General features: G+C 41.7%; 21 protein-coding genes. 5 read left to right on the top strand and 16 right to left on the bottom strand.

The window, feature by feature from the left end:
- Positions 1 to 172: 172 nt before the first annotated feature.
- The 12 genes from JMY02_RS05330 to JMY02_RS05385 form a co-directional block, all read right to left on the bottom strand.
- A complete protein-coding gene (locus JMY02_RS05330) occupies positions 173 to 1,144 on the bottom strand; it encodes a TatD family hydrolase (protein WP_201596010.1) in 972 nt (323 codons plus the stop codon).
- A 168-nt stretch (positions 1,145 to 1,312) separates the two neighbouring features.
- The gene (locus JMY02_RS05335) at positions 1,313 to 1,528 is read right to left on the bottom strand and encodes a hypothetical protein (RefSeq protein ID WP_201596012.1); all 216 of its coding nucleotides are present in this window, start codon (positions 1,526 to 1,528) and stop codon (positions 1,313 to 1,315) included.
- A gap of 195 nt (positions 1,529 to 1,723) precedes the next feature.
- A complete protein-coding gene (gspD, locus tag JMY02_RS05340) occupies positions 1,724 to 3,976 on the bottom strand; it encodes a type II secretion system secretin GspD (protein WP_201596014.1) in 2,253 nt (750 codons plus the stop codon).
- A 124-nt stretch (positions 3,977 to 4,100) separates the two neighbouring features.
- Entirely contained in the window at positions 4,101 to 4,997 is an 897-nt protein-coding gene (locus JMY02_RS05345) for a type II secretion system protein N (protein ID WP_201596016.1), read from the bottom strand.
- The gene (gene gspN / locus JMY02_RS05350) at positions 4,998 to 5,822 is read right to left on the bottom strand and encodes a type II secretion system protein N (RefSeq protein ID WP_201596018.1); all 825 of its coding nucleotides are present in this window, start codon (positions 5,820 to 5,822) and stop codon (positions 4,998 to 5,000) included. It lies immediately after the preceding gene.
- Between the two features lie 207 nt (positions 5,823 to 6,029).
- On the bottom strand, positions 6,030 to 6,353 hold the full coding sequence (locus JMY02_RS05355; protein ID WP_201596020.1) for an H-NS histone family protein: 324 nt from the start codon (positions 6,351 to 6,353) through the stop codon (positions 6,030 to 6,032).
- Between the two features lie 285 nt (positions 6,354 to 6,638).
- Positions 6,639 to 7,076 carry a BLUF domain-containing protein gene (locus JMY02_RS05360; protein WP_201596022.1) on the bottom strand — a complete coding sequence of 146 codons (438 nt, stop codon included), beginning with the start codon at positions 7,074 to 7,076 and terminating at the stop codon, positions 6,639 to 6,641.
- Between the two features lie 53 nt (positions 7,077 to 7,129).
- A complete protein-coding gene (locus JMY02_RS05365; RefSeq protein WP_201596024.1) occupies positions 7,130 to 7,654 on the bottom strand; it encodes a BLUF domain-containing protein in 525 nt (174 codons plus the stop codon).
- Positions 7,655 to 7,758: 104 nt separating this feature from the next.
- Positions 7,759 to 8,403 (bottom strand): hypothetical protein, encoded by a 645-nt coding sequence (locus JMY02_RS05370; protein ID WP_201596026.1) that lies wholly within the window; start codon positions 8,401 to 8,403, stop codon positions 7,759 to 7,761.
- A gap of 551 nt (positions 8,404 to 8,954) precedes the next feature.
- A complete protein-coding gene (gene ssb / locus JMY02_RS05375; RefSeq protein ID WP_201596028.1) occupies positions 8,955 to 9,569 on the bottom strand; it encodes a single-stranded DNA-binding protein in 615 nt (204 codons plus the stop codon).
- 446 nt (positions 9,570 to 10,015) lie between these two features.
- The gene (locus JMY02_RS05380) at positions 10,016 to 10,618 is read right to left on the bottom strand and encodes a DUF3833 domain-containing protein (protein ID WP_265087956.1); all 603 of its coding nucleotides are present in this window, start codon (positions 10,616 to 10,618) and stop codon (positions 10,016 to 10,018) included.
- A 95-nt stretch (positions 10,619 to 10,713) separates the two neighbouring features.
- The gene (locus JMY02_RS05385; protein ID WP_201596030.1) at positions 10,714 to 12,078 is read right to left on the bottom strand and encodes an MFS transporter; all 1,365 of its coding nucleotides are present in this window, start codon (positions 12,076 to 12,078) and stop codon (positions 10,714 to 10,716) included.
- Positions 12,079 to 12,662: 584 nt separating this feature from the next.
- On the opposite strand from JMY02_RS05385, the gene uvrA reads away from it, so the two are divergent.
- On the top strand, positions 12,663 to 15,569 hold the full coding sequence (uvrA, locus tag JMY02_RS05390) for an excinuclease ABC subunit UvrA (protein WP_201596032.1): 2,907 nt from the start codon (positions 12,663 to 12,665) through the stop codon (positions 15,567 to 15,569).
- Positions 15,570 to 15,780: 211 nt separating this feature from the next.
- Complete coding sequence (locus JMY02_RS05395) at positions 15,781 to 16,800, top strand: hypothetical protein (protein ID WP_201596034.1); 1,020 nt, start codon at positions 15,781 to 15,783, stop codon at positions 16,798 to 16,800.
- A 155-nt stretch (positions 16,801 to 16,955) separates the two neighbouring features.
- Here JMY02_RS05395 and JMY02_RS05400 read toward each other — a convergent pair whose 3' ends face one another.
- Positions 16,956 to 17,585: a LysE family translocator gene (locus tag JMY02_RS05400; protein WP_201596036.1), complete on the bottom strand. Its 630-nt coding sequence runs from the start codon at positions 17,583 to 17,585 to the stop codon at positions 16,956 to 16,958.
- A gap of 195 nt (positions 17,586 to 17,780) precedes the next feature.
- Here JMY02_RS05400 and JMY02_RS05405 point away from each other — a divergent pair, with 195 nt between their 5' ends.
- Together JMY02_RS05405 and JMY02_RS05410 are read left to right on the top strand one after the other, a co-directional pair.
- Positions 17,781 to 18,512, top strand: a complete 732-nt coding sequence (locus JMY02_RS05405; RefSeq protein ID WP_201596038.1) for a hypothetical protein — start codon at positions 17,781 to 17,783, stop codon at positions 18,510 to 18,512.
- 342 nt (positions 18,513 to 18,854) lie between these two features.
- Positions 18,855 to 19,358: a hypothetical protein gene (locus tag JMY02_RS05410; protein ID WP_227678424.1), complete on the top strand. Its 504-nt coding sequence runs from the start codon at positions 18,855 to 18,857 to the stop codon at positions 19,356 to 19,358.
- Between the two features lie 126 nt (positions 19,359 to 19,484).
- Here JMY02_RS05410 and JMY02_RS05415 read toward each other — a convergent pair whose 3' ends face one another.
- The 3 genes from JMY02_RS05415 to JMY02_RS05425 all read right to left on the bottom strand — a co-directional run bounded on the left by JMY02_RS05415 (position 19,485) and on the right by JMY02_RS05425 (position 21,365).
- Positions 19,485 to 19,946: a DUF2846 domain-containing protein gene (locus JMY02_RS05415; RefSeq protein ID WP_201596040.1), complete on the bottom strand. Its 462-nt coding sequence runs from the start codon at positions 19,944 to 19,946 to the stop codon at positions 19,485 to 19,487.
- Between the two features lie 371 nt (positions 19,947 to 20,317).
- Entirely contained in the window at positions 20,318 to 20,599 is a 282-nt protein-coding gene (locus JMY02_RS05420) for a DUF503 domain-containing protein (protein WP_201596042.1), read from the bottom strand.
- 40 nt (positions 20,600 to 20,639) lie between these two features.
- On the bottom strand, positions 20,640 to 21,365 hold the full coding sequence (locus JMY02_RS05425; protein WP_201596044.1) for a hypothetical protein: 726 nt from the start codon (positions 21,363 to 21,365) through the stop codon (positions 20,640 to 20,642).
- A gap of 301 nt (positions 21,366 to 21,666) precedes the next feature.
- On the opposite strand from JMY02_RS05425, the gene JMY02_RS05430 reads away from it, so the two are divergent.
- Positions 21,667 to 22,467 (top strand): threonine/serine exporter family protein, encoded by an 801-nt coding sequence (locus JMY02_RS05430; protein WP_201596226.1) that lies wholly within the window; start codon positions 21,667 to 21,669, stop codon positions 22,465 to 22,467.

Here is a 22,467-nt window from a genome sequence, read left to right on the forward strand (position 1 = left end):
GTATCGTATTCAGTAGTGACTGGCTGCTCCATTTGTCGTGTTTCATTCATAACAGTTTAAATGCTCTTGTAGATTATTTTGGTGGTACTGGCTTTGGTTAGCATTTTATTTGCTAACACTTATTATTTGTTAGCACTTACATAACTAATGATAATCTATTATGACTGTAAAATCATTGTGGATAAGCCCATGTCGTTTTTAAAGCAGTGCAACTGTTGTGCCACAATTGCTCAGCAAGAATAGCAGGTGACACATCAAGTAACTCACTTAAGCTCAGCAATACCCATGGCAGATTAGCAGGCACGTTTCTGTCATGCATAGAACCATTATGAAACGAGCTATCAGGAACAGATCTGTCATTTGCTGTCTGACACATGATAGGTGTCATATCCGGACAATCTGTTTCTATCACCAAACACTCAATACCATGACTGGCAACGGCTGCTTGAATAGCGCGTCGCAGTTTTTTAGCATTTGGATTGGTGACTTGACCTGTTACACCAAGCTTGAATCCTAATTTCACAAACGCTTTTGCCTCTTGCGCGCCGCCGCTAAAACTATGCGCGATACCGCCCAACTTGTGCGCGTCATAATCATGCGCTTTTAGTATGGCTAATGCTTCTGCATGTGCCTTACGAATATGTAGCAGCACTGGCAATTGATGGGTCACAGCCAAATCCAATTGTGCCATAAAAAATTGTACTTGCTTGGCAAACATATCAGGGGCTTTCATCGCATCAGTAAAAGTATCCAATCCAATCTCACCAATCGCTAGTGGACGCCGCTCAGCTATCATTGTCGCCATGTCTTTGAGATGATCTGCGGTATGCTGTTCAATATAAAAAGGATGCAAACCCAACGCAATATGGATGTCAGTATGTGACTCATTTTGGTTATTAGTGGCTATTGTAGAAGATTGCCACTGCGTTTTGAGTAATTGCTCAGTCTCGTACATACGCTCAAAATATTGATGCAAATAACCCACTAGTACGAGATGTCGTACTCCCTGCGCATAAGCCTGTTGTGCTAGTAACGCCTTGTCATCATCAAATACTGAGGCATCAAAATGCGTATGCGTGTCAATAAGAGGATAAATATTAGATAATATTTTTGTACAGGGTGTATATGAATTAATAGGGGTCATTGAGAGACTCCAAAATCAATGTTTTTTGCGATTTGTGATGTATGTCGTTAGTCTTTGCTTAATTAGTCTTTGCTTAAAAAGGCACACAGCTGCGTGACTGAGTTCTTAGTAATACTGACAACTATCAAAATAGGACAAGTCAAAAACCTTTTACTTTTATGTCACTCTTTACATAGCATCTGCTTTGGCGCTATCAACGTGGTCATTGTTGGCATTTACCTGTTTTTTATTAGATAAAGTGATGTCAGCTTTTCGGCTACTGCGTCGAGGAACAATCAACAAAGCCGTAGCAACAGCTGCCAAGAGAACCCATTTTTTTGCATTTTTAGAGCCCATCACTGTCGCTTCCTTCTCTACATTTGTATCATACTTTGCCGTGTTCATACTACTTTACTAGCATTTAGTATACTTCGATATAAAAACCGCTGTGTTTATCTGTGTTATGAATGCGCAAATCAATGTAAGAGATGCCCGATACGAACTGCGCCTGTTATCTATGCATCATACATCTAAACATTATGATTCATAGATAACAGGCGCTTGATTTATATCGGATTAAAACAGTTCTTTGCAGCAATATTAACGATTTAGCGGATAGGTCGTTATATCATTACTTGTACTGTCCACCTTAGTGAAACCTTGAGGCGCGGCTTTTGGAGTTTGATCGCGCTTAGGGATGAGAGGATTAAGCGGCATCAACTCATAATCTGCACTGACCTCACCATTCCAACCTTCTGTGCCACTTAATGGCAACTGTTTAATCGTACCGTTTTTATCAATGACCAGTTGCAGCACGCGCATCTGATTGAATTTGCGCTCAGTGACGCTGGCTACTGCGCCGCCATCACGCAGGATAGTTGGTTGTAAAAATATGATCAAGTTACTCTTTTGGGTATTGTCATTATCAGAACGGAACAACCTGCCAATGAATGGCACATTACCTAGACCTGGGACTTTTTGTTGACGTGTGGTGGTATTGTCACGCATCAGCCCCCCAAGAGCGATGGTCTGTTGATCGTCGGCTAAAATCGTCGTGTTGATCAGACTTTTATTGGTAATCAAACCACTCGCGTTACCAGTGCTGCCGGGTACAACAGACGAGACCTCTTGTGAGACCTCTAAGCGTACAGTGCCATTATCACCAATGTGTGGAATGACATTAAGATTGATACCGATGTCTTGACGTTCAATGGTCTGAAACGGATTGTTTGAATTATTGCCACTGGTGGTAAAGGAGCCGGTCACAAAAGGCACGTTTTGACCAACCAAAATACTCGCTTTTTCATTGTCCAATGTCAAAATCGATGGCATAGACAATAAATTGGCGCTAGTAGAGGAATCAAGTGCCTGTAAGATAGCCCCATAAAACTGAGTATTGCCTTTGCTGTCTTTACTACTATCACCAATGCCAATTAAAGCGCCAGCTATCGAACCTGCGGCGGCACTGATACTGGCAGCACCGCCACCTGATAACGCAGCGGCGGCAAGCGAAGCGGCACTTGCACCAACATTATTAAAGTTTACCACTCCATAGCCACTATTGGCATTGCCAAGCGCCCATTGCACACCAAGCTGAGTCGCATCATCACCTGAGACTTCGACGATAGCGGCCTGAATCAGTACTTGCGCGCGGCGATTGTCTAACTGATTAACGGCCTCTTCAATCTCAAACATCAACTCAGGTGCCGCATTAACAATAACGGCGTTTTGGGTTTCGTCAGCAATAATACTAAACGGGCGACCACCCACACCTGTACCTGCGCCACTGGTGCTTGAACTTGAGCTAGCAGCAATTGAGTTCGCGGCACTGGTATTAATACCACTAGCCTCATTAGTCAATGCAGCCCCTGTACTACTCACATCGTTCAATGAGGCTGACTCTAGCGAAGAGACTGCCCCAGCGCTATTAATTGATTGATTGGCGAGCAATCCACGTAGCATCTCTGCAATGTGACCCGCACTGGCATATTTTAATCGAAAGACACGCAGACCACTCAAACGCCTTGTGGGTGTCGTATCCAACTGATTAACCATCTCTTGAACCTTAGCAATCATTTCAGGACTGCCTTTAACCAGCAGCCTATCACTAGAAGTATCAGCGATCACTTTAAGCTGATTGCTACCTCCTTGTGCTTGCCCACTACCCGCACTCATCACCAGCGAGCTGATCAAGTCCATCATGCGCTCAGCATCGACATGGCGCAGCGGTATCACACGCAAGCTATCATTGACATTGCTGTCCAAATCACGAATAAGCGCGGTCAATTGATTAAGGCTCTCAGCACGATCGGACAATACTAGGGCATTTACCCCGGGCACAGCAGCGGCATGGGCAGACTGCGGCATCAAGGGTCGAATGACACCCAATACTTCGGCAGCTTGTGTGTTTGTCAGATAAATAACGCGAGTTGCCAGCGTTTCACCCATGCTATTACCGCGCAAATCAACCGCCACGCCAGATTGTTTGGCGACACTGTCGGGCACCAACTTGATGGTTGTGCCCGAATCAATGGCTGCAATGCCATTCACTTGCATTACGCTGAGAAATAATTGATAAATCTCATCACGGGATAAGGCTTTGTTAGATATTACTGTCACGTTGCCATTGATACGCGGATCAAGAACAAAGTTTTGATCAGTGATGGTCGCCACCTCATTGATAAAGGCTTTGATATCCGCATCCTGTAAATTGACTTTCCAGCTCTCAGCATTCACAAGACCAGTACTGGCGGCCCATAATGGCACTGCTAAGCAAAGAGGCCGGCACAGTCGCATCAAACGCTGCAAGATATGGTGCAAGGGCGTGACTGAAAAACTCTTAAAACTTACCATATTGATGATTACCTACAGTGATGTCGCTTTAGTATGTACTGAGTGTTGTCAGTGAGCGACTCACTCACCATAGCAACAACCAAACGCTCATTTACTTAAAATAAAATATTTAACCCAGTGATTTTTAAAACTGCTGACGAATGGTAATGACTTGCTCGCCACGCTGCACCTCTATCTGCGCCTCACCTGCTTGCTGTACCTGTTGTAGCACACCCGCATCCTGTGCAGGATTGTTACCCACACTTTGACCATTGACCGTCAGTACCCGATCACCCGGCTCAAGCCCTAGACGATTGCGCAATTTGGCAGGCATCGCTGCGGTCACTTGATAGTTTTCACCTGACGCCATGACACCCATTCTGCTCAGATAACTGGTAGGATCTTCTTGCAGCGCTGTGACGGCTTCTTCAATCGCGGATTGCGGATTGCTGTCGCCACCCGTCTCGGCTGAATTATCATCAGCGTTTTGAGCTGACTGAGGGGCGTTAGGCAACATATTATTGTCTGGCAGACGTTGGTTACTCACTGCCCCTGCGATCATATCGCTTTGGTCTAGTGGCATGGCCTCTGGCATGCTAATAACCGTCTGCTTATCATTGGCATCAGCGATGATAACCGCGTTCCAGTCGACAGCGATCAGGGTGTAATCGCTGTCTTTTAGCGTATCACCGATGCGATAGTTTTTTACCTCGCCATTTACGTCCAAGAGCGCCGAAGATAGACTTTCTGGTATGGCCAACAAAACCCCTTTTAAACCCACACTAGGCGGTGGTTGCACCGCTGCCGCGACAGGATCAGGATCTGCAAAAATGGCGAATAGGCTACTGTAATCTTTGCCAGATGTGGCGGTGGTTTGCAAAGGCGTTAATGGTAATGCGGGCGCTAATGGCGCAGCCAACAACAGCCATAACAGTCGCGCTGCTGTCCAGCATAACCAAGCAATGGCTACCAATAACAACCAACCTGAGAAACGATTCAGAATATTAAGCACAGGTTTGAAAGTGGTCGCGACATTCATCATCTAAGGCGTCCCCAGTCCATTTAACAGCGGTTGACGCACACTGACGACTGGCGTGTCTTGCGGCGCTTGTCCCTTATACTCAGGCATATTTTCCAACAGACGCTGCGTCAAACTGACATCCAGCATATTATCGCCATCGAGATACAAATCACCTAAACGCTTATCCTGATTGTTTAGTAGATTGATATGCAGCAGGTTCTTATTACTTTTTTGTTCGGTACTTAGTTCTGCACGTAGCGCTGGCATCGTAATATAAAAAACCTTACCGCCGCTAGGGTAGCCCACTTCACCACCGACCCATGTCAACTGCCCATCCGCTTGACTAAATCCAGAGAGATTTTTGCTTGAATCATTATCTTCTGCCTGAGAGCCAGACTGACGTTTTAGCGAGACATTATTGACCTGAATCGGGGTATTGGGCAGCTGCCAATCAACCACATTGGCCAAAGTCTCAGGAGCAATCTTACCGCTCAAATCATCAATTTGCCACGAGCTCAGACCTATTTTTACTTGTCCATTCAATCTGGTTTGTTCTGAGTTGATATTGACCTCTGCACCCAACTTGCCAAACAACAAATGCCATGGCTGCCATGACCATTCAGCCATCCCTGTCAGCGGCGCCGCTGACAGAGGCATCTGCCAAATGGCTGAGCCTTGCCATATATTGCCAGACACATGCTGTACATAAGGCGTATCGGGCGCATACTTCTCAAGTAGCCACGCCGCGGGCATTTGCAGTATGGCAAATAGTGCAAACAATATGAACCCAACCAGCCACCACAGCTTACGAGGGCGCTTATGAGAAGACGCGGATACTTGGGGCACGATTGCTTAACTCTTATATAAGCCAAAAACGTCATTATCATAACAAACAATGGCATACAGATGACAGAAAAAAAGCCAGTATCTTTTTACCAAAATAATGGCAATAAAGATACTGGCTTCTGTCTAGCGATGTGCCTTTATGCAATCATGATAAATTCCTCATGAAAGTAACATAAAATCGCACGTTGCTATGAAATTCACAAGCGATTAGATAGCAAAATCTTCAAGATCACGACCTGCTGCGAGCGCGTCAACCAACCAAGTTGGCTTACGACCACGGCCAGTCCAAGTCTCTTCTTTGTTGTCAGTATTACGATATTTGATACTGCGTTTTTTCTCTAGTTTTTCACCAGCTTTTAAAATATCTTCAATAGTAGCATTGCTCTCTTCTGCAATTGTTTCAAACTGCATATAAGCATCATACAAACGCTGATGCTGTTTTTTAGCGATAAGCTGCTGGGCATTTTCGGCGATGGCACGTAGCTCATCGACATTTAAACTGTTTAAATCCATTGCGTTATTTTTGCTCATAGTAAATCCAACTGTAAAATAAGGAATGTCATTTTAAAAAACTAAAAATTTCTATTCATTCGTCATAAATGTAACGAATTACTGTCTTTTTCAACTGCCAAAAGCATAATTAACCACAGTGTTTATAAGCGCAGACAATATAACCAAAAAGCCGTGTTAAAACAATAGCAGATTATTTTTTATAACAAAAGCCAATAGCTAATAAAATTAAAATAGCTACGAACGCCAAACATATGGCCCAAAAATTTATCGCTATATTTGATTTATTAAAAAGTTCTTCGTTCACTAATCTTGTTGATCGCTAAGCGCGTTCATTAAGTCATGCGCGGATGCGGCACTCAATAAATACGGATTAAAATCAACAGTCGTAGAATATTTTAGATAAATCGCCGCGTTTTTTTCAGTTGGAGACGCATAGTTCATTGACCACTCAGCCCATGCTCTGTGAGTCAATTCACGCGTTTCGATGACTTGTAAATCATGATGACGCTGATCAGCAATCAAACTATACAATAAACGATTAATCTGCGCCCTTGGTCCTTCGACTGTCTGCAAAAAATAATCTTTATTAAACGTCAGCATACCAGTGATACCATTGGCGGCATTGTTTATTTGTGCTTGCTTCAAGATTTCATGAAAATCTTTAGCAGACACGTCTGGGTTGGCGCGGCTCGCATATGTCATGCTCATTAAAATGTGCGCATCTGCAATGACTGATGTCATATTATGTCTCTCATAAAAATTTTATGGGGTCGGATATTTTTGCTAAAGGTCAACTAACCGATAGAAAACCAAGGCTTTTTCTTTTTAGAAACGTTCTTTTCTTCTTGTTCTTGTTCTTGAATCTCTGAAAGCGTATCAATCAACATCATAATTTGATTAGTACTCATCAAATAAGGGTTGAATTGAGTGCCAGTAGAAAACTTCAATGCCAGCCCTTTGTTTTCTTCGCTTGGAATCAAATATTTCATTGACCACTTACTCCAGCGACGTTGTTCAACTTCACAGCATTCAATAATTTGCAAGGCATGATGTCGATCGTCTTTCACCAGCTTTCTAAGCAGTTCATTGATGACCGGTCTGGCCCCTTCAATACTTTGCAAGAAATAATTGTGGTTAAACACCAAAGCACCTGTGATGCCATTGCACTCATTATTTTGCTGCGCCTGATCAAGAATACGCGTCACTTCCCCATTAGGGTTGTCATTATTATAACGACTGATATAAGTTAAGCGTAAAATGATATGTTCACCATGAAGCATTTTTAAACGATTTAATTCTGAGATATCAACGGATTCCATAAAACACTCCAAGTAGTTTGTTGAATTTTTCAAATATCACAATTCAGTTAGTCTTCAACAAATTTTTATTTATTGCATAAAAAAATTTAGGAAACGCCCTAGTATTACTGTTGAATTCTTCTGATAAATTCATTCATACCACGCGCTAAATTTTCACTGCTGGTATTCTGTATTTCCTGCACCAAAATCGATAATTGCGAGTTATTTTCACACTGCTCTAACATAAGCAGATACCCCCAAGCCTCTGCAGGAGGCGCATTTTTTTCGATATAAGTGGCCAAATCCGACTTTATTGTTTCGTCATTGGTTTTGAACAGTTTATTTTTGAAGATATTACCGATTGCGTTTTTGCCTGACGTAGTGATTTTATTTGAGTTGTTATTATTGAACGTACGCTCAAAATCTGTCTCAATATTTGTATCAATAGACTGTGATATTGGTTGAGACTCAGGAACGACAGGACGAGCCACAGGCATTTGTGGCGATATATCTGCTCTGGTAGCCGTAGAGGCAACGCCTACCATTTCAATATATTCAAGCTCTAAAAGCAGCTCAAAAAGTGGTGTTACGCCACCAAAACCCGCAAACATTTTGCTATCGTCAAGTGTCTCTAGGTAGCTTCGATAATCTCGTTTGCCATCAATCATAATGAGTAACGTTCTTGCTTCTCGTGGCAATATACCCAGACTTTGAGACTGTATTTCCTCTCTTCCAAGATCGCTTTTTCGAAACACATCACTATAATTCATTCTGTATACCTAGCAGTAACCGTAAGATAGGCGCGCTTATCTTGAGCGACCGACCAAATGACTTATTATGTTTTACGCCATTAAATGGCCAAACTTTGAATTTTCATTAATTATTAAGAATTACTTTAAGTAGATACTCAATAATTAATATTACTCGAACTATTATTTGAAAGGATTATAGCAACCCCTTTTAGCGGATGGTTAGCATTAATTAAATCGAATAGAGTGAACGGTTGATATAAGGTATGAACGGTATGCCTTATAAATTTTAAGACGACATTGATAAAATATCGGCAATAAACATATAATAAGCAAAGTCAAAAAAACATTTTTTATTCTTCTTCTCCCTAAATATTTTAATAAAACTTTGTTGAAAAAAATTTATTAAAAAATATAAATTTTTTGATTAAAAACGAACAAACGTTTTATTATTGAGTGTTATCTCAAGATGCTTTTTTTATTTAGAACCAATCATATTTATAATCAAACACAAAAAAACTCTGCCGTAGCAGAGTTTTTTATTTGATCAATATTACTTAATTATGTATTCCTCAAAACGGAATATCGTCATCTACAGGGCCATCTGGCATGGCAGTCGGCTTTGACTGAGCCGGTTTTTGCGTTGGTTGATTGAACTGATTTTGCTGAGCAGGTGCGCTTTGATTGTTAAAGCTATTCTGGCCACCACTAGCTTGATTGTTGTAGCCGCCTTGCTGTGCTGGCTGATTGTTTGCTTGCTGACCAAAGTTATTCTGGTTGCTTTGACCGCCTTGATTGCTATAGCTGTTTGAGTTCTGGCCACCAAATCCACCACCGCTCTCTTGACCACCACTTTGACCATCTAGCATCTGCATTTGCTCAGCACGAATCTCGGTAATATAACGATCTTGTCCGCTTTGGTCTTGATATTTACGGGTACGCAAGCTGCCTTCGATATAGACTTTGCTGCCTTTACGCAAATACTGCGCGGCAATCTCTCCTAGACGGTTGAATAATGAGATGCGATGCCACTCCGTCGCCTCTCTTTTTTCACCGCTCTGTTTGTCTGTCCATTGCTCTGATGTCGCAACCGAAATATTGGTCACGCTACCGCCATTGTTAAATTGACGTGCCTCAGGATCTGCTCCAAGGTTACCGATGATGATAACTTTATTAACTCCGCGCATGATACCGTCCTTTTACTTATGAATAATCTGATGAATCGTTTTAATCGTCATTGAATAGCATTAGGGCATGTCCTCAATCTGAACGATAGCCACTAAATGCGTTAAAAATGGCTAAATATTCGCCAAACTGCGTCAAATAGCTGGTTAATATCCCGATATTATCAGCGCTATTTTCCTTGTTTGGCTTCAATTTATCTCATTTTTATAACCATTTTCAAAATGAGAACACGCCCTAATACATACTATCAATCATATAATGGCATATTAACCAATTTTTGTTTAAATATCTACAAGCCATCGGCTGGATGCGACAGCACTTGTCGCAAGAAATATATTCATCGATATTTTTATAGATTAAAAATAATACAGCTACTATTTTGCCATTTTAATAAGTGGATGAACACCAGCAATCACCACTGTTTTTAAAGTAAGCTTATCAACCAACATTATTTGGCGTCAGTGTTATTGCGATGCAAGCTTAACGTCACACTACCCAATTCCACACCGAATTTTTTCATTACTGAACGATTGAGCATGACATCTTGATCGATTAAATACATCCAATCATCAAAATTGACTTTATAAGTTTTATCATCGACAGGTAGCTCTAATAGATACTGCCAATGCAACGTATTGCCAACCACTTCCCCTGTTGCCTCACCGATGACGTCACCAGCCGTGCCTTTCCAGCTACCGTCAGCTTGCTGCGTCAGACGCCATATACGCTGTGACTTTGAACCATCTGCCCATGAGAATTTTTCGTCTAAAACAATGACATCATCCCCTTCATGGGTCGCATTGATATCCACATAAAAACGTTTTTTGACCTCGCCGCTTCGTCCTTGAAACATGCCCCAGCCATCAATCTGACCTGAAAAAAACTCATGCATATCGAGCGTTGGTGTGGTGTTTTGATAAGTTTGAATATTTTGGGTGGCACAGCCTGAGATCAATAAAGTGACTGACAACGCAAGACCTGTTCCAAACTTAGTTATGGTCGACAAGTTTGTCTTGCCAATCATATTAGATAACGTATTAAATTTACTCATATTAATTCCTTTTAAATAGAGATAAAAACTTAAGGTGTATTATAAATTTGGCTATGATTGTGACTGTGGCACTGATAGCAACGGCTCAGCACGTCCTAAATATCCAATGGACTTTGTGCCAAGCTCGATAGCTGCTGCCGTGAATCCTCTGTCAATTGCGTTTTATCTAACTTCAAATAAGCGACTTGTTCTTTTGCCATCACAACCAGCTCATCAACGCCATCTACTGCCAGCATTTGCCGTGACCAGTCTTGAATATTGATGTTTTTGGGAATCGTGACTGTCGTGCTCGATAGATAAGGCGGCTGAGCGATGGGTATAATTAGCAGCAATGCCGCACCCATGATGAATGCCAATATCCCCCACGCCAGCACATTCGGCTGACTCAATAGTAACCCACCCATTGCACCACCGACAAACGCACCAAAAAACTGGCTGGATGAATTGAGCCCCATCGCGGTCGCTTTATTGGCCACTGGTGCGCGCTTCGATATCCACGAAGGAATCGTCGCCTCAAGTAGATTAAAACCCATAAAATATAATAATAACCCAAAAATAATACCAACACCGACCTGACTACCGAGCGCCAGTATGACCAAAGAAGCGGTCATTAATGCAATTGCGCCCAAAAACACTTGGCGCATCTTACGTTTCTTTTCGGCAATGATGATAAAGGGAATCGCTACCGCAAAGCCGATAAATAATAAAGGCAAATACACCAAGCCTTGCTGACGTACCGACAGCCCCATCACCTCGTTTAATTGGTGCGGCAAAATGACAAATATTGCCGTCATAGTCAGATGTAGCGCAAAGATACCGATATGCAAGCGATTCAAATCGCCGATTTTGAGGACGGTTGCTAACTGCTCACCAATCGATTTATTGTCTAAATTGTGCTTGAGTACGCGTAACGGTGTGGGTACAACCAACAATAACACCATCGCCAACACAGCAAAGCCTGCGGTCAGCCAAAACAACCCTGAAATACCAAGCGAACCCACAAGCAAGGGGCCAAAAGCAAAAGCCAGCATGATAGAGGTAGCAATGGTGAGTCCCATCGTCGCCATTGCTTTGGTACGCATCTCCTCACGAGTCACATCTGCCAATAGTGCCATGAGCACCGCAGAGACCGCACCACTACCCGCCAGCGCTCGACCAATGATGACCTCATAGATATCCGTCGCATTAGCAGCGATGATGCCTCCAACGGCAAATAAAATTAAACCCAAAAATATAATTGGTTTACGCGGGAACTTATCAGCAGCAAGGCTCATTGGTATCTGAAAAATAGCCTGACCCAAGCCATAAATACCAACTGCCAGACCAATCAAAAATGGTGTGGCATGCGCATAATTATCACCGTATACCGAAAACACAGGCACAATCATAAACAAGCCAATCATCCGCAAAGCAAATATACCACCGACCCCAAGAATTGCCCGTTTTTCTACGCTATTCATACTTGCCTCACTGGTTGCTCATTGCTGGTTTATCATACTGCCCTACTGATTCATCATTACTGCACTGCTAATTTATCACTGCTGCTATGGCAAAATGCCAGCCGATAAATCAAGCCCCATAGTATAAGACATTCGCCGTCAGGTTGCCGAGACTTTTGTCTTTTTGCCATTACTCTAGCCACTTCTACGTTATCCCAATCATTCCTGCGTTCCCCATACATGCGAGGCGATACTTTTGTTACTAAGTGCATCTGGGGCATCGCCATACCTTGAATAATCTGCCGATCATGACAATAAAGTACAACGTCATTAGCAATATTGTCTCATAAACTTTAAATGCCAAACGGCACTATAAAATAACTGTGCTCAATGAGAGTATCAAACCAGAATGACAGTATCTGACTAAATCTATAACAAACACCCCCTGTTACTTAACCCTCATTTGATTTAAATTCGTTCAGTAAGATTAAAATAAAAACAACCATTCATAATTTTGATTAAGCAGTGAATTCATCTTCATTGACCCTTTTACGTTTTAGACATCTTTTCAAATACCATTTTAGCAAATAGGAAACCTATCACCGATGGCACATGACCATATCGCAATACGCGGCGCACGTACTCATAATCTAAAAAACATCGACCTAGACATTCCACGAGACAAGTTTGTGGTGATTACCGGTTTGTCTGGCTCAGGTAAATCTTCGCTGGCATTCGACACCCTTTATGCCGAAGGACAACGTCGTTATGTCGAGAGCTTGTCCGCGTATGCGCGTCAGTTCCTCTCGCAGATGGAAAAACCGGATGTCGATAGTATCGAAGGTCTATCACCTGCAATTGCTATTGAGCAAAAATCTACCAACCATAATCCGCGCTCAACAGTCGGAACAATTACCGAGATTTATGACTATCTGCGCCTGCTTTATGCGCGTATCGGTACACCCTTTTGTCCTGAACATGGCGAACCCATGGTCGCGCAATCAGTCACTGAAATGGTCGATCAAGTCATGGGATTACCCGCTGACACCAAGATCATGATCTTGGCACCGGTCATTCGTGAGCGTAAAGGCGAGCACACGGTCTTGCTTGAGCAATTAATTGGGCAGGGTTTCGTACGTGTACGTGTCGATGGCGATGTCTACGATACCGACGAGTTACCAACATTGGACAAAAAGAAAAAACACACCATCGAAGTGGTGGTCGATCGCTTCAAAGTACGTGATGACTTGGGTAACCGCGTCGCTGAAAGTTTAGAGACCGCTCTACGCTTGGGTCAAGGATTAGTCACGCTACACTTTATGGATGGCAATCCAAAAGAAGGGGGCGACGAAAACCAAGTGATGTCGGCCAAGCACTCATGCCCCGTTTGTGATCGTGCGGTTTCTGAACTTGAGCCGCGTATGTTCAGTTTTAACAATCCATATGGTGCGTGTCCTAGCTGTGATGGTCTTGGTAAACGTCAATATTTCTCTGCCGAAAAACTCATCACTCATCACGAAAAATCGCTCAATCAAGGCGCGATCAACGGTTGGGATAAGCGTCATGCTTATTATTTTGGTTTGCTCTCGACAGTTTGCCAGCATTTTAAAATTGATATGGACAGCCCGTGGCAAGACCTGCCAAAAGCGCAGCAAGAACTCATCATGCAAGGATCTGGCAAAGAGAAGCTGACTTTTAACTTTACCGATGAGCGTGGTCGTAAAACCAACAAGACCGTGCCATTTGAAGGCGTGCTTCCTTATTTAGAACGCCGTTATGCCAAAACCCAAAGCAATCTTGTACGTGATGAGCTGGCGAAATATTTGGCGGATACTACGTGTAACGTCTGTGATGGCGCGCGTCTCAATGAAATCTCACGCAATGTCCGTGTTGAGGATCATACCATCGCCGAAATCGTCAAACTGTCTATCGGTGACGCGGCTGACTATTATAAAACGCTAAAGATTGGCGGTCATAAAGGCGAAGTTGCAGAAAAAATCTTTAAAGAGATCAATGAGCGTCTAAACTTCCTCGTCAGTGTTGGTCTTGATTATCTATCGCTTGCCCGCTCTGCCGAAACCCTATCAGGCGGTGAAGCGCAGCGTATTCGTCTTGCCAGCCAAATTGGCGCGGGTCTGATGGGCGTGATGTACGTGCTCGATGAGCCGTCCATTGGTCTGCATCAGCGTGACAATGATCGCCTGCTAAAAACCTTAACGCGCTTGCGTGATTTGGGTAACACCGTATTGGTCGTGGAGCACGATGAAGACGCCATTCGCCAAGCGGATCACGTCATCGATATCGGTGTTGGCGCAGGTGTTCACGGTGGTCACATCATCGCTCAGGGTACGGTCGATGACATCATGGCAAACAAAGAATCACTCACTGGACAATACATGTCTGGTAAGAAAAGAATCGAGATTCCAGCCATTCGTCATAAAGCCAAAACGATAGATATGGAAGTCAAAGGGAAAGCCAAGCCCAAACAAGTCCCGATGACGATTGAGCTAAAAGGTGCATCTGGCAATAACCTGCACGATGTTGATTTGACCTTACCTATTGGCATCATGACTTGTATTACAGGTGTCTCTGGCTCAGGTAAGTCGACTTTGATTAACCGTACGCTTATGCCATTGGCCGCCACTCAGCTGAATAACGCTTCAACGCTGATTGCGGACAAGCATGATAGTATCAGTGGACTTGAGCATTTGGACAAAATGGTCGATATCGATCAAAGCCCGATTGGTCGTACGCCGCGCTCAAACCCAGCGACGTATACGGGCGTGTTTACTCCTGTGCGTGAAATGTTTGCCCAAACACAAGAAGCGCGTGCCCGTGGTTATAAAGCCGGTCGCTTTAGCTTCAACGTAAAAGGCGGACGCTGTGAGATGTGCCAAGGTGATGGTCTCATTAAAGTTGAGATGCATTTCTTGCCTGATATGTATGTGCCGTGTGATACGTGTGAAGGCAAGCGCTATAACCGCGAGACCTTAGAGATTCACTATAAAGGCAAGAGCATCGCCGACGTACTCGATATGACGGTTGAAGATGCGACTGAGTTCTTCTCAGCCATTCCAGCGATTTATCGTCGTTTGCAAGCGTTGATGGATGTTGGTCTTGGTTATATTCGCTTGGGTCAGTCTGCGCCCACGCTATCAGGTGGTGAAGCCCAGCGTGTTAAATTAGCTCGTGAGCTTGCCAAACGTGATACGGGGCAGACGCTCTATATCTTGGATGAGCCAACGACTGGCTTGCATTTCCATGATATCGATAAACTGCTACATATCCTGCATGCCCTACGCGATAAAGGCAATACCATCGTGGTCATCGAGCATAATCTTGACGTTATCAAAACGGCGGATTGGGTCATTGATCTTGGCCCTGAAGGCGGTAAAGGTGGCGGACTCATCATCGCTGAAGGCACGCCTGAGGAAGTGGCAGAAGTCAAAGGCTCGTATACGGGTGAGTTCTTAAAGCCAATGCTTGAGCAAGGGTTAAAAGACGTGAGTTAAGACAAATTGGTTCATTGTTTGTAAAAGGCTACTCTTTATAGGGTGGCCTTTTTTGTGTAGCCATTCTCGACAAAACAGTAGCTAAGATTTAAGAGATTTTGTTGCTTCAATATCATTTCAACACTAAGCATCGGCAACTTGCCTAAACCGTGTTATTGTTATTTTAGAGAATATAGAAGCCAAGAATGAATAGACTTAAGAGAGAAGTTTTATGCTAGAAATTGAAACCAGAAAATACTTTGCACTTTTGGAGGAACTGGAAACTTCTGAAAAATTAATTGCTCTAGGCTTTGGTGAACTTCAAAATATCAATCCTAGCAATAATTTTTACTTTCTTCCTTTTCAACTTTTATCGCAAGGGTTTGAAAGGTTTATGAAAGCCTATATTTGCTTAGGTCACTTCCATAAATGTCAAAATCTCCCAAATGCCAACCATATTTGGGGTCATGACTTAGAAAAACTACTACAAAAGATAGTTGATAATTATTTTTTTGACTATGAAAGACATCAATTTGAGTTAGATAACAACTTTATTAGAACAAACAAAGACTTAAAAGAACTGCTTGCTATACTTTCCGAGTTTGGTAAATTAGCACGATATTATAACTTTGATTTAATCACTGGTAATACAAAAATTGGCATAAATACAAGAGAAAAGTGGAGTGATTTTGAGAATAAAATTCTTGATTTAGAGGATTATAAAAAACTAGCAGACTTAAACCTGAACCACGAAGTCTATCAAAAAATATCAACCTACATAATAATAGTTTTTGAAAGATACGTCTCCGCCCTTTCAAGACAGTTTATTTTTAAGTGTTTAGGTGAAGAGGCCACAAGCCTTTCAGGCACAAGCTTTTTCAACTATGGAATGTTATATGAGAAAGACTTTGGTATGAAGGATTACAGGCATGAAACTACAAGATATAAGGAGAGACCCCAAAAGGTACACAAGAGAACAATGCTTGACGAAGTTCAAAGAAGAACAAACCCAGAATATAAATCAAAAAAAATTCTAAGGTCGGAATATAATGAAAATTGGCCTTTTTATGCAGATGAAGTAATTGTTGAATGTAGAGAAAGTCATTGGTGTATCGTTACAATTAAGGGGTTTGACTACGCTTTGAATGGCTCAGCACAGAATCGTTACAAGTTAGAAAATCCACACAGTGCAGGGATGGCAATTTTAGGGAAAAGCCTATCGGACTTTATAAAAATAGCTCAAGAACTATAAACCTTAGCTTTTCCTCATTAAAACCTGCTCACGATTTTTGGCAGCTTTTATCCATTTTGGCAAATGACTAGCTAATGAAATATTCATTTAGGTATCACTATTTGGATTACGTTGCCTATGTTTAGCCGATACAAAGTTTTCCAAATATCAGAAATCTAACCCTTCGCTATCAGCCATGTGCCAGCCAACCCCATAAATGAAGACCCTACTCGGTTAAATTTCTGACGAGCTTTAGGACTTTTCAGACGTTTTTGCGCGTAACTCGCCATAAAGGCATACATCATCATGGCAACAATAGCGCAGCTGAAAATCACCAGACATAGAATCGTAATATCTATTCCTGTCAGGCTAGTCACTGGGAAAAAGCTAGGTAATAAGCTTATGTAGAATAAAATAACTTTTGGGTTGCTGATGGATACCAAAAAGCCTGACATCACACTTTTTAACCCCTCATTCTTATTTTTTAATACTACATTTTCGGTGACAATCTCAGGCGGCACCGTCGTCCACATTTTATACGCCAAGTAAAATAAATAACCCGCACCTACAAACTTGACTATAGTAAACAATGTATTGAAATTACTTGCTAACGCGCTCAGTCCATAAGCTGAGAACACCATATAAATAGTATCGCCTGCGGCAAGGCCAATGATTAAGGGCAGCGCCGCCCAGGAGCCTTGTGTCATGGCTTTGGCAATCGTGGCAAATACACCAGGACCCGGCGTCATAATAAATATGAATACAGCAATGATGAAGGTAAATAGCTGGATAGTGGTGATGGTCATGACAGTCCTTTATATGTACATTAATACCTAAGTATAATTGAGTGAATAAACAAACTTCTATTTTAATCTTATTATTTTAGAAAATTTACAGGCTCAAAATACCTATGAGCATTGTATGATCTAATGTAAAGTTGAGATATCTTACTGAGTCTCACATCTCGAAACCAATCTACTTTCAAAAATAGAGATAAAACTATGTTTTCATGGTTAAAAAAAATTTTCAATAGTGACCAGTCTGTTATAGAAGTTGATGAATCTGTATCACCGAACCCCTTAATAGAAAGTGAACCACTGTCAGGATTTGGCTATAAGATTAATTGGTATATGATTCCTGAGTCTGAATTAATTGCTAAAGATTGGACGATTTTCGATCTTGCTAATGCAATGAATATTCAAGAACAACAGCCTATGTCTTGGAATGATGGCGTCGGCTTTGGCTATAAATATTTAAACAATAAGGAGAAACAGATATATATTTCATCAGCTTTCGACGGCTGGATTTATGTCATTCATTCTATAGAGTCACATCTGGATCTACTAGATAATGTAGTAGCAAATTTTTATGCATTTGGTAGTTATCGTATTGTAGGTTTTGTAGCATGGAAGCAGGTCGAAAACAGCGAAATAATCAGGCATTTTGCTTATGCTGATGGTGAAGTGTTAGTAAACATTGGCTCACAGACTCCAGAGGAAAAGCATCTAGGGTTCGTCAACTTATCAGGGTTAAGCAATAGTGAGGCCACCGAAGTAATGTTTAGTGATGAAAACGTTGAAAATGATCTTATTATATCTATATTAGATGAAGACGATGTGATTAGCATTTGTAATGAATGGACAGAAAAAGACCCTTCTAGATTTGATGAACTTACGATAAATGCTGAGGACTTTCCAGAAAAAGGTGTCGGTGGAGTCATAAAAACAATCTAAAGCAGAGTTATGCTTTTAGAAATTTATTTATCTTAATCCTAGATATACTTGTCTTAACTATAGTAGAACAACCTTTGGGAATACATTATTAGATACATGTGAAAAATTATTTACCTATTGGCAGGAAGATGACCTCTGTAGCACGCAAGGTCAGTTCTACTATTACAAAGATAAGAATACAAATCTAGTCTTCAAGGAAAGTGTATTTGGTTATATTGAGTATCTTAATAGAGCTATGGATATCTATGCTGAACCTCGATTTGGTATCGATTTGGTTTCAGATTTAAATGGAGTCGTTATAGTGGATGATTTATATTAGTGCGTCATATTCTGAGTAACACTATGAAAACTAGTCAAGAAATATTAGTAGAATGTTGGTATGACAAAACAGACATAGAGTCAATCATCCAATGGGCTGATACATTCGTTAGAAATCACGACAACATTCCTGAAGAAGTATTTGAACTTTTTTATGCGCCAAAACATCATTTTGAAGATATTCTTTTCAGACTAACTGTAGCTACGGAACCAGATTTTTCACCTCAATCATTGAGTGCAGAAATCTTAGCAGCTAAATATTTAATTCACTTAGTTGAAAGGTATCTAAATGATGAAATTACTCCTATGGATATCTGTAGAGTCATTAATAATATTGATTTTGGTTTTATGGACGCTCCGAGAGATTTACCTGCTAACGTTGCATACTACCCTTGTTGGCTTGGCAATTTATACAATAGCTGTGATTGGTGCGATGAGACGTGGACAAATAACAGTGCGCCTCACTTAAAACAAAATTTGGGAAATCAGTTGCCTCATATTATCGAGTGGATTAACAATAACAGTTAGTCAAATTAAAAAGCCCTTTTGTTATGAACCATTAAAAAAGCATCAGTTAACAAGCTGATGCTTTTTTAATGCAGTAATAGGTTTTTATGAGGCTCTAGTCTATACTAAAATAAATCATATTATTTGCTATTCACTACACTTACCTTTTACACCCAGCTTAAGACCTGAGATTGCATCTTTGCCTTCAGATTCTGAAACCAATTTAAGTCCAGCCCCACCAACAAATACGCCCGGCTTGATATATTGCTTGATAAAGTAGTTTTGACCCGCTGTCGTATTTACCATCAAATCGTTTGGAGAAAATTCAGACTCAGTAGATACTTTATGCGTCATATTTCCTTGCACTTCTTGGTGAAAAAATGTTCCGCGTGCTGTCTCACCAACACACTCATCATCAATCAAAATATCTTTCTTCAAAGTGCCACCAACTACACTGTTAGAGCGATAGATATATAATCCTGCTTTATCGTTTGCAGGCGGTTGAACTTGCTTTAAGACATCAGATACTTGCGCTTGTTCTGTAGGAATAGAAGCACAACCAGCAAATAGGACTGAAGTCATGGTTAAAAAAGCGATTTTTTTTAGCATAATATTTCTCTAGTGATAAAGTTGACCTGACTGACAAAATTTTAATGCCACTACGGTTGAGAATAGAGAAATCAAGACTTAGACCTAATAACTGACCACTAGCTTATCGCTTGGTTGGCAAGCTATTCGTAGCTTCTACGATCTCTTTATCATAACTTCAATGTATAAATTTTGTTACAGTACAATACAGATAATCCTCTTAAAACTCAACTTAATTTATCGATATTTGCTTATATTATTTTGGAAATCTATTTTTTATTAGGCTCAGGTAATGCCAATAGATAAAAGGTAATACCATCGTGGTCACGGAGCACAACTTGGACGTGATTAAAATGGCAGATTAGGTGTTAGTTTTCTATAAAAGCCACTTCCTAAACAAACTCCCTCTCAACATCCATCACCCGCGCATCCACAATACGCTCTATCTTCTCTTCAATCTCACGACACTGTGACTCGACCTCACGTTTGGACAGTCCTACGACGACAAACGTCCACTCGCTGGCGTCATGGCGATCACGCTCGCCGCTTTCACACACTGCCACGCTTGGACTACGACCGAAGCGCTCATGCAAGCCGCCCATACGTTGGCGTTTTTCTTTTAACGAGCCACATCCGGGTAAAGTAAAGGTGAGCGTTAAGATAGCGATATGCATTTTATTCTCCGTACTCCTAAATTAAGTTTGATAGCAACACTTATGACGTTTTACGAAAGTTTAAAACCTGTTGTCTGACTACTTGCTCTATCTGTTGCCAATCAGCCAGCTTATGGCGAGAATATTGCACACTAAGATCTAATGCCATCTGTGGTTCTAAATCGAAAAGGTGTTGACAAGGCGGGCTTGGCACGTCTCTGTTACTACACTTTATATAGGTTATGATTTGTCCCATTTTATCTCGTTGAATAAACACATCTTCTGCATCACTGTCTTCACGCCATGGTTTATTGGTCTTCGGGTCGATACCTGGCTGTGCATAGACTTCTAATCCATATTGATTGTTATCAAGCTGTTCATACCGATAAACAGGGTTTACGTCACTTGCACTAATCGTTCCATCGCCCATACGATGGATTCCACCTGCTCCATGATACCTGTCTCCAGAAGTGACATTGACCGATACCCAAGGACTATTCCCTAAGTTTTTTTCTTCATCATAAGCGCGTTTAAGGCTCTTATCGCTTTTATCAAGTATGGTGTTATCGGTATAACGCACATCAAAGCCAAAGCTATTGATTTTTGAGTCATAGCTGCGTGTGGGTTTTGGACCTTCCCGTTTTTTACCCCATGCAGGATCGCCGTTATACTCAACCAAATGTACGAGGTTTTTGGTTAGATCAACGGGAACACCACCCAAATCACCAATATAATTTTCAGAAAATAAGTCGCTACAAGATGTGATGAGCGTAAAGATCACCATCATAGCAATCAACTTGCTTAGTTTTTTAATGAACATTGAATACCCGAATAATTGGAATATTAGAAACGTATAACTAAATATAGCTTATTTATAGCAAATAGATTTAGTAAAAAGCGCAGCACCCAGCAAGAGCGCCCATGATACTTAACTCTAAATAGCTGCCTTGAGACGCAGTTTAGCCCCATATATCTACCTCACCTAAATAAATATCTCAAGTTATGCGATTACCTTAGCCAAACCATACCCCATCACCACCCAGACCCTTTATAATAGCGTATCAATGACCAAGTTGCGTATCCTACCCATGACTTCTATCAGTTACGTCCAGCAGCAGCGCATCACTCGATTGTGCGTGCGCTGCGGATTGCTCCTTATGCAGTATGGTGCTGAGTCTGCCGTTGTGGTGGACTTATCCAAACGCTTAGGGCTTGCCTTGGGAATGAACAGCGTAGAGTGTTCTCTCAATTTTAATGCGCTTACACTGACCACCATCTGTGATGAACGCTGTATCACCACCACCAGAGACACGATCAATCAAAGCATCAATGTCAATTTATTGGTGCAAATTCAGCAAATCGTTAATAGAACCGAAGCCATTACAGACAATGATAACCTGAAATCCGAACTGACTGAACGCACCACACTGGCGTTTGATGAGTTAGATAAAGCGGTCTATCCACCGTGGCTAGTGAGCATTTTTGTTGGCGCGTCTTGTGCGGCGTTCGCCTATCTGAATGGCGGCAGTTGGTCGATTACTGCCGTGACCTTTATCGCTGGTATGGTGGCAATGCTCACACGTATTTATCTGTCCAAGCACCACTTTAACCCCTTTATCACCGTCATTGTGACGGCTTTTATTGCCTCGCTTATTGGTGCGACGACCTATTATTTTGATATTGGCAACAACGCAGATATCGCCGTTGCCTCTAGCGTGCTGCTACTGATACCTAGCTTTCCGTTGATCAATTCTTTTTCAGATATTTTAAAAGGCTATGTCAATATTGGGATTGGCCGCGCGGTATTTACTTATATGCTGACGTTGTCCGCCTGCGTTGGCATCGTGATGGCGCTGGTCTTACTGCAAATACAGCACTGGGGGTTTTAA

The organism is Psychrobacter vallis (assembly GCF_904846715.1).
Classification (GTDB): domain Bacteria; phylum Pseudomonadota; class Gammaproteobacteria; order Pseudomonadales; family Moraxellaceae; genus Psychrobacter; species Psychrobacter vallis.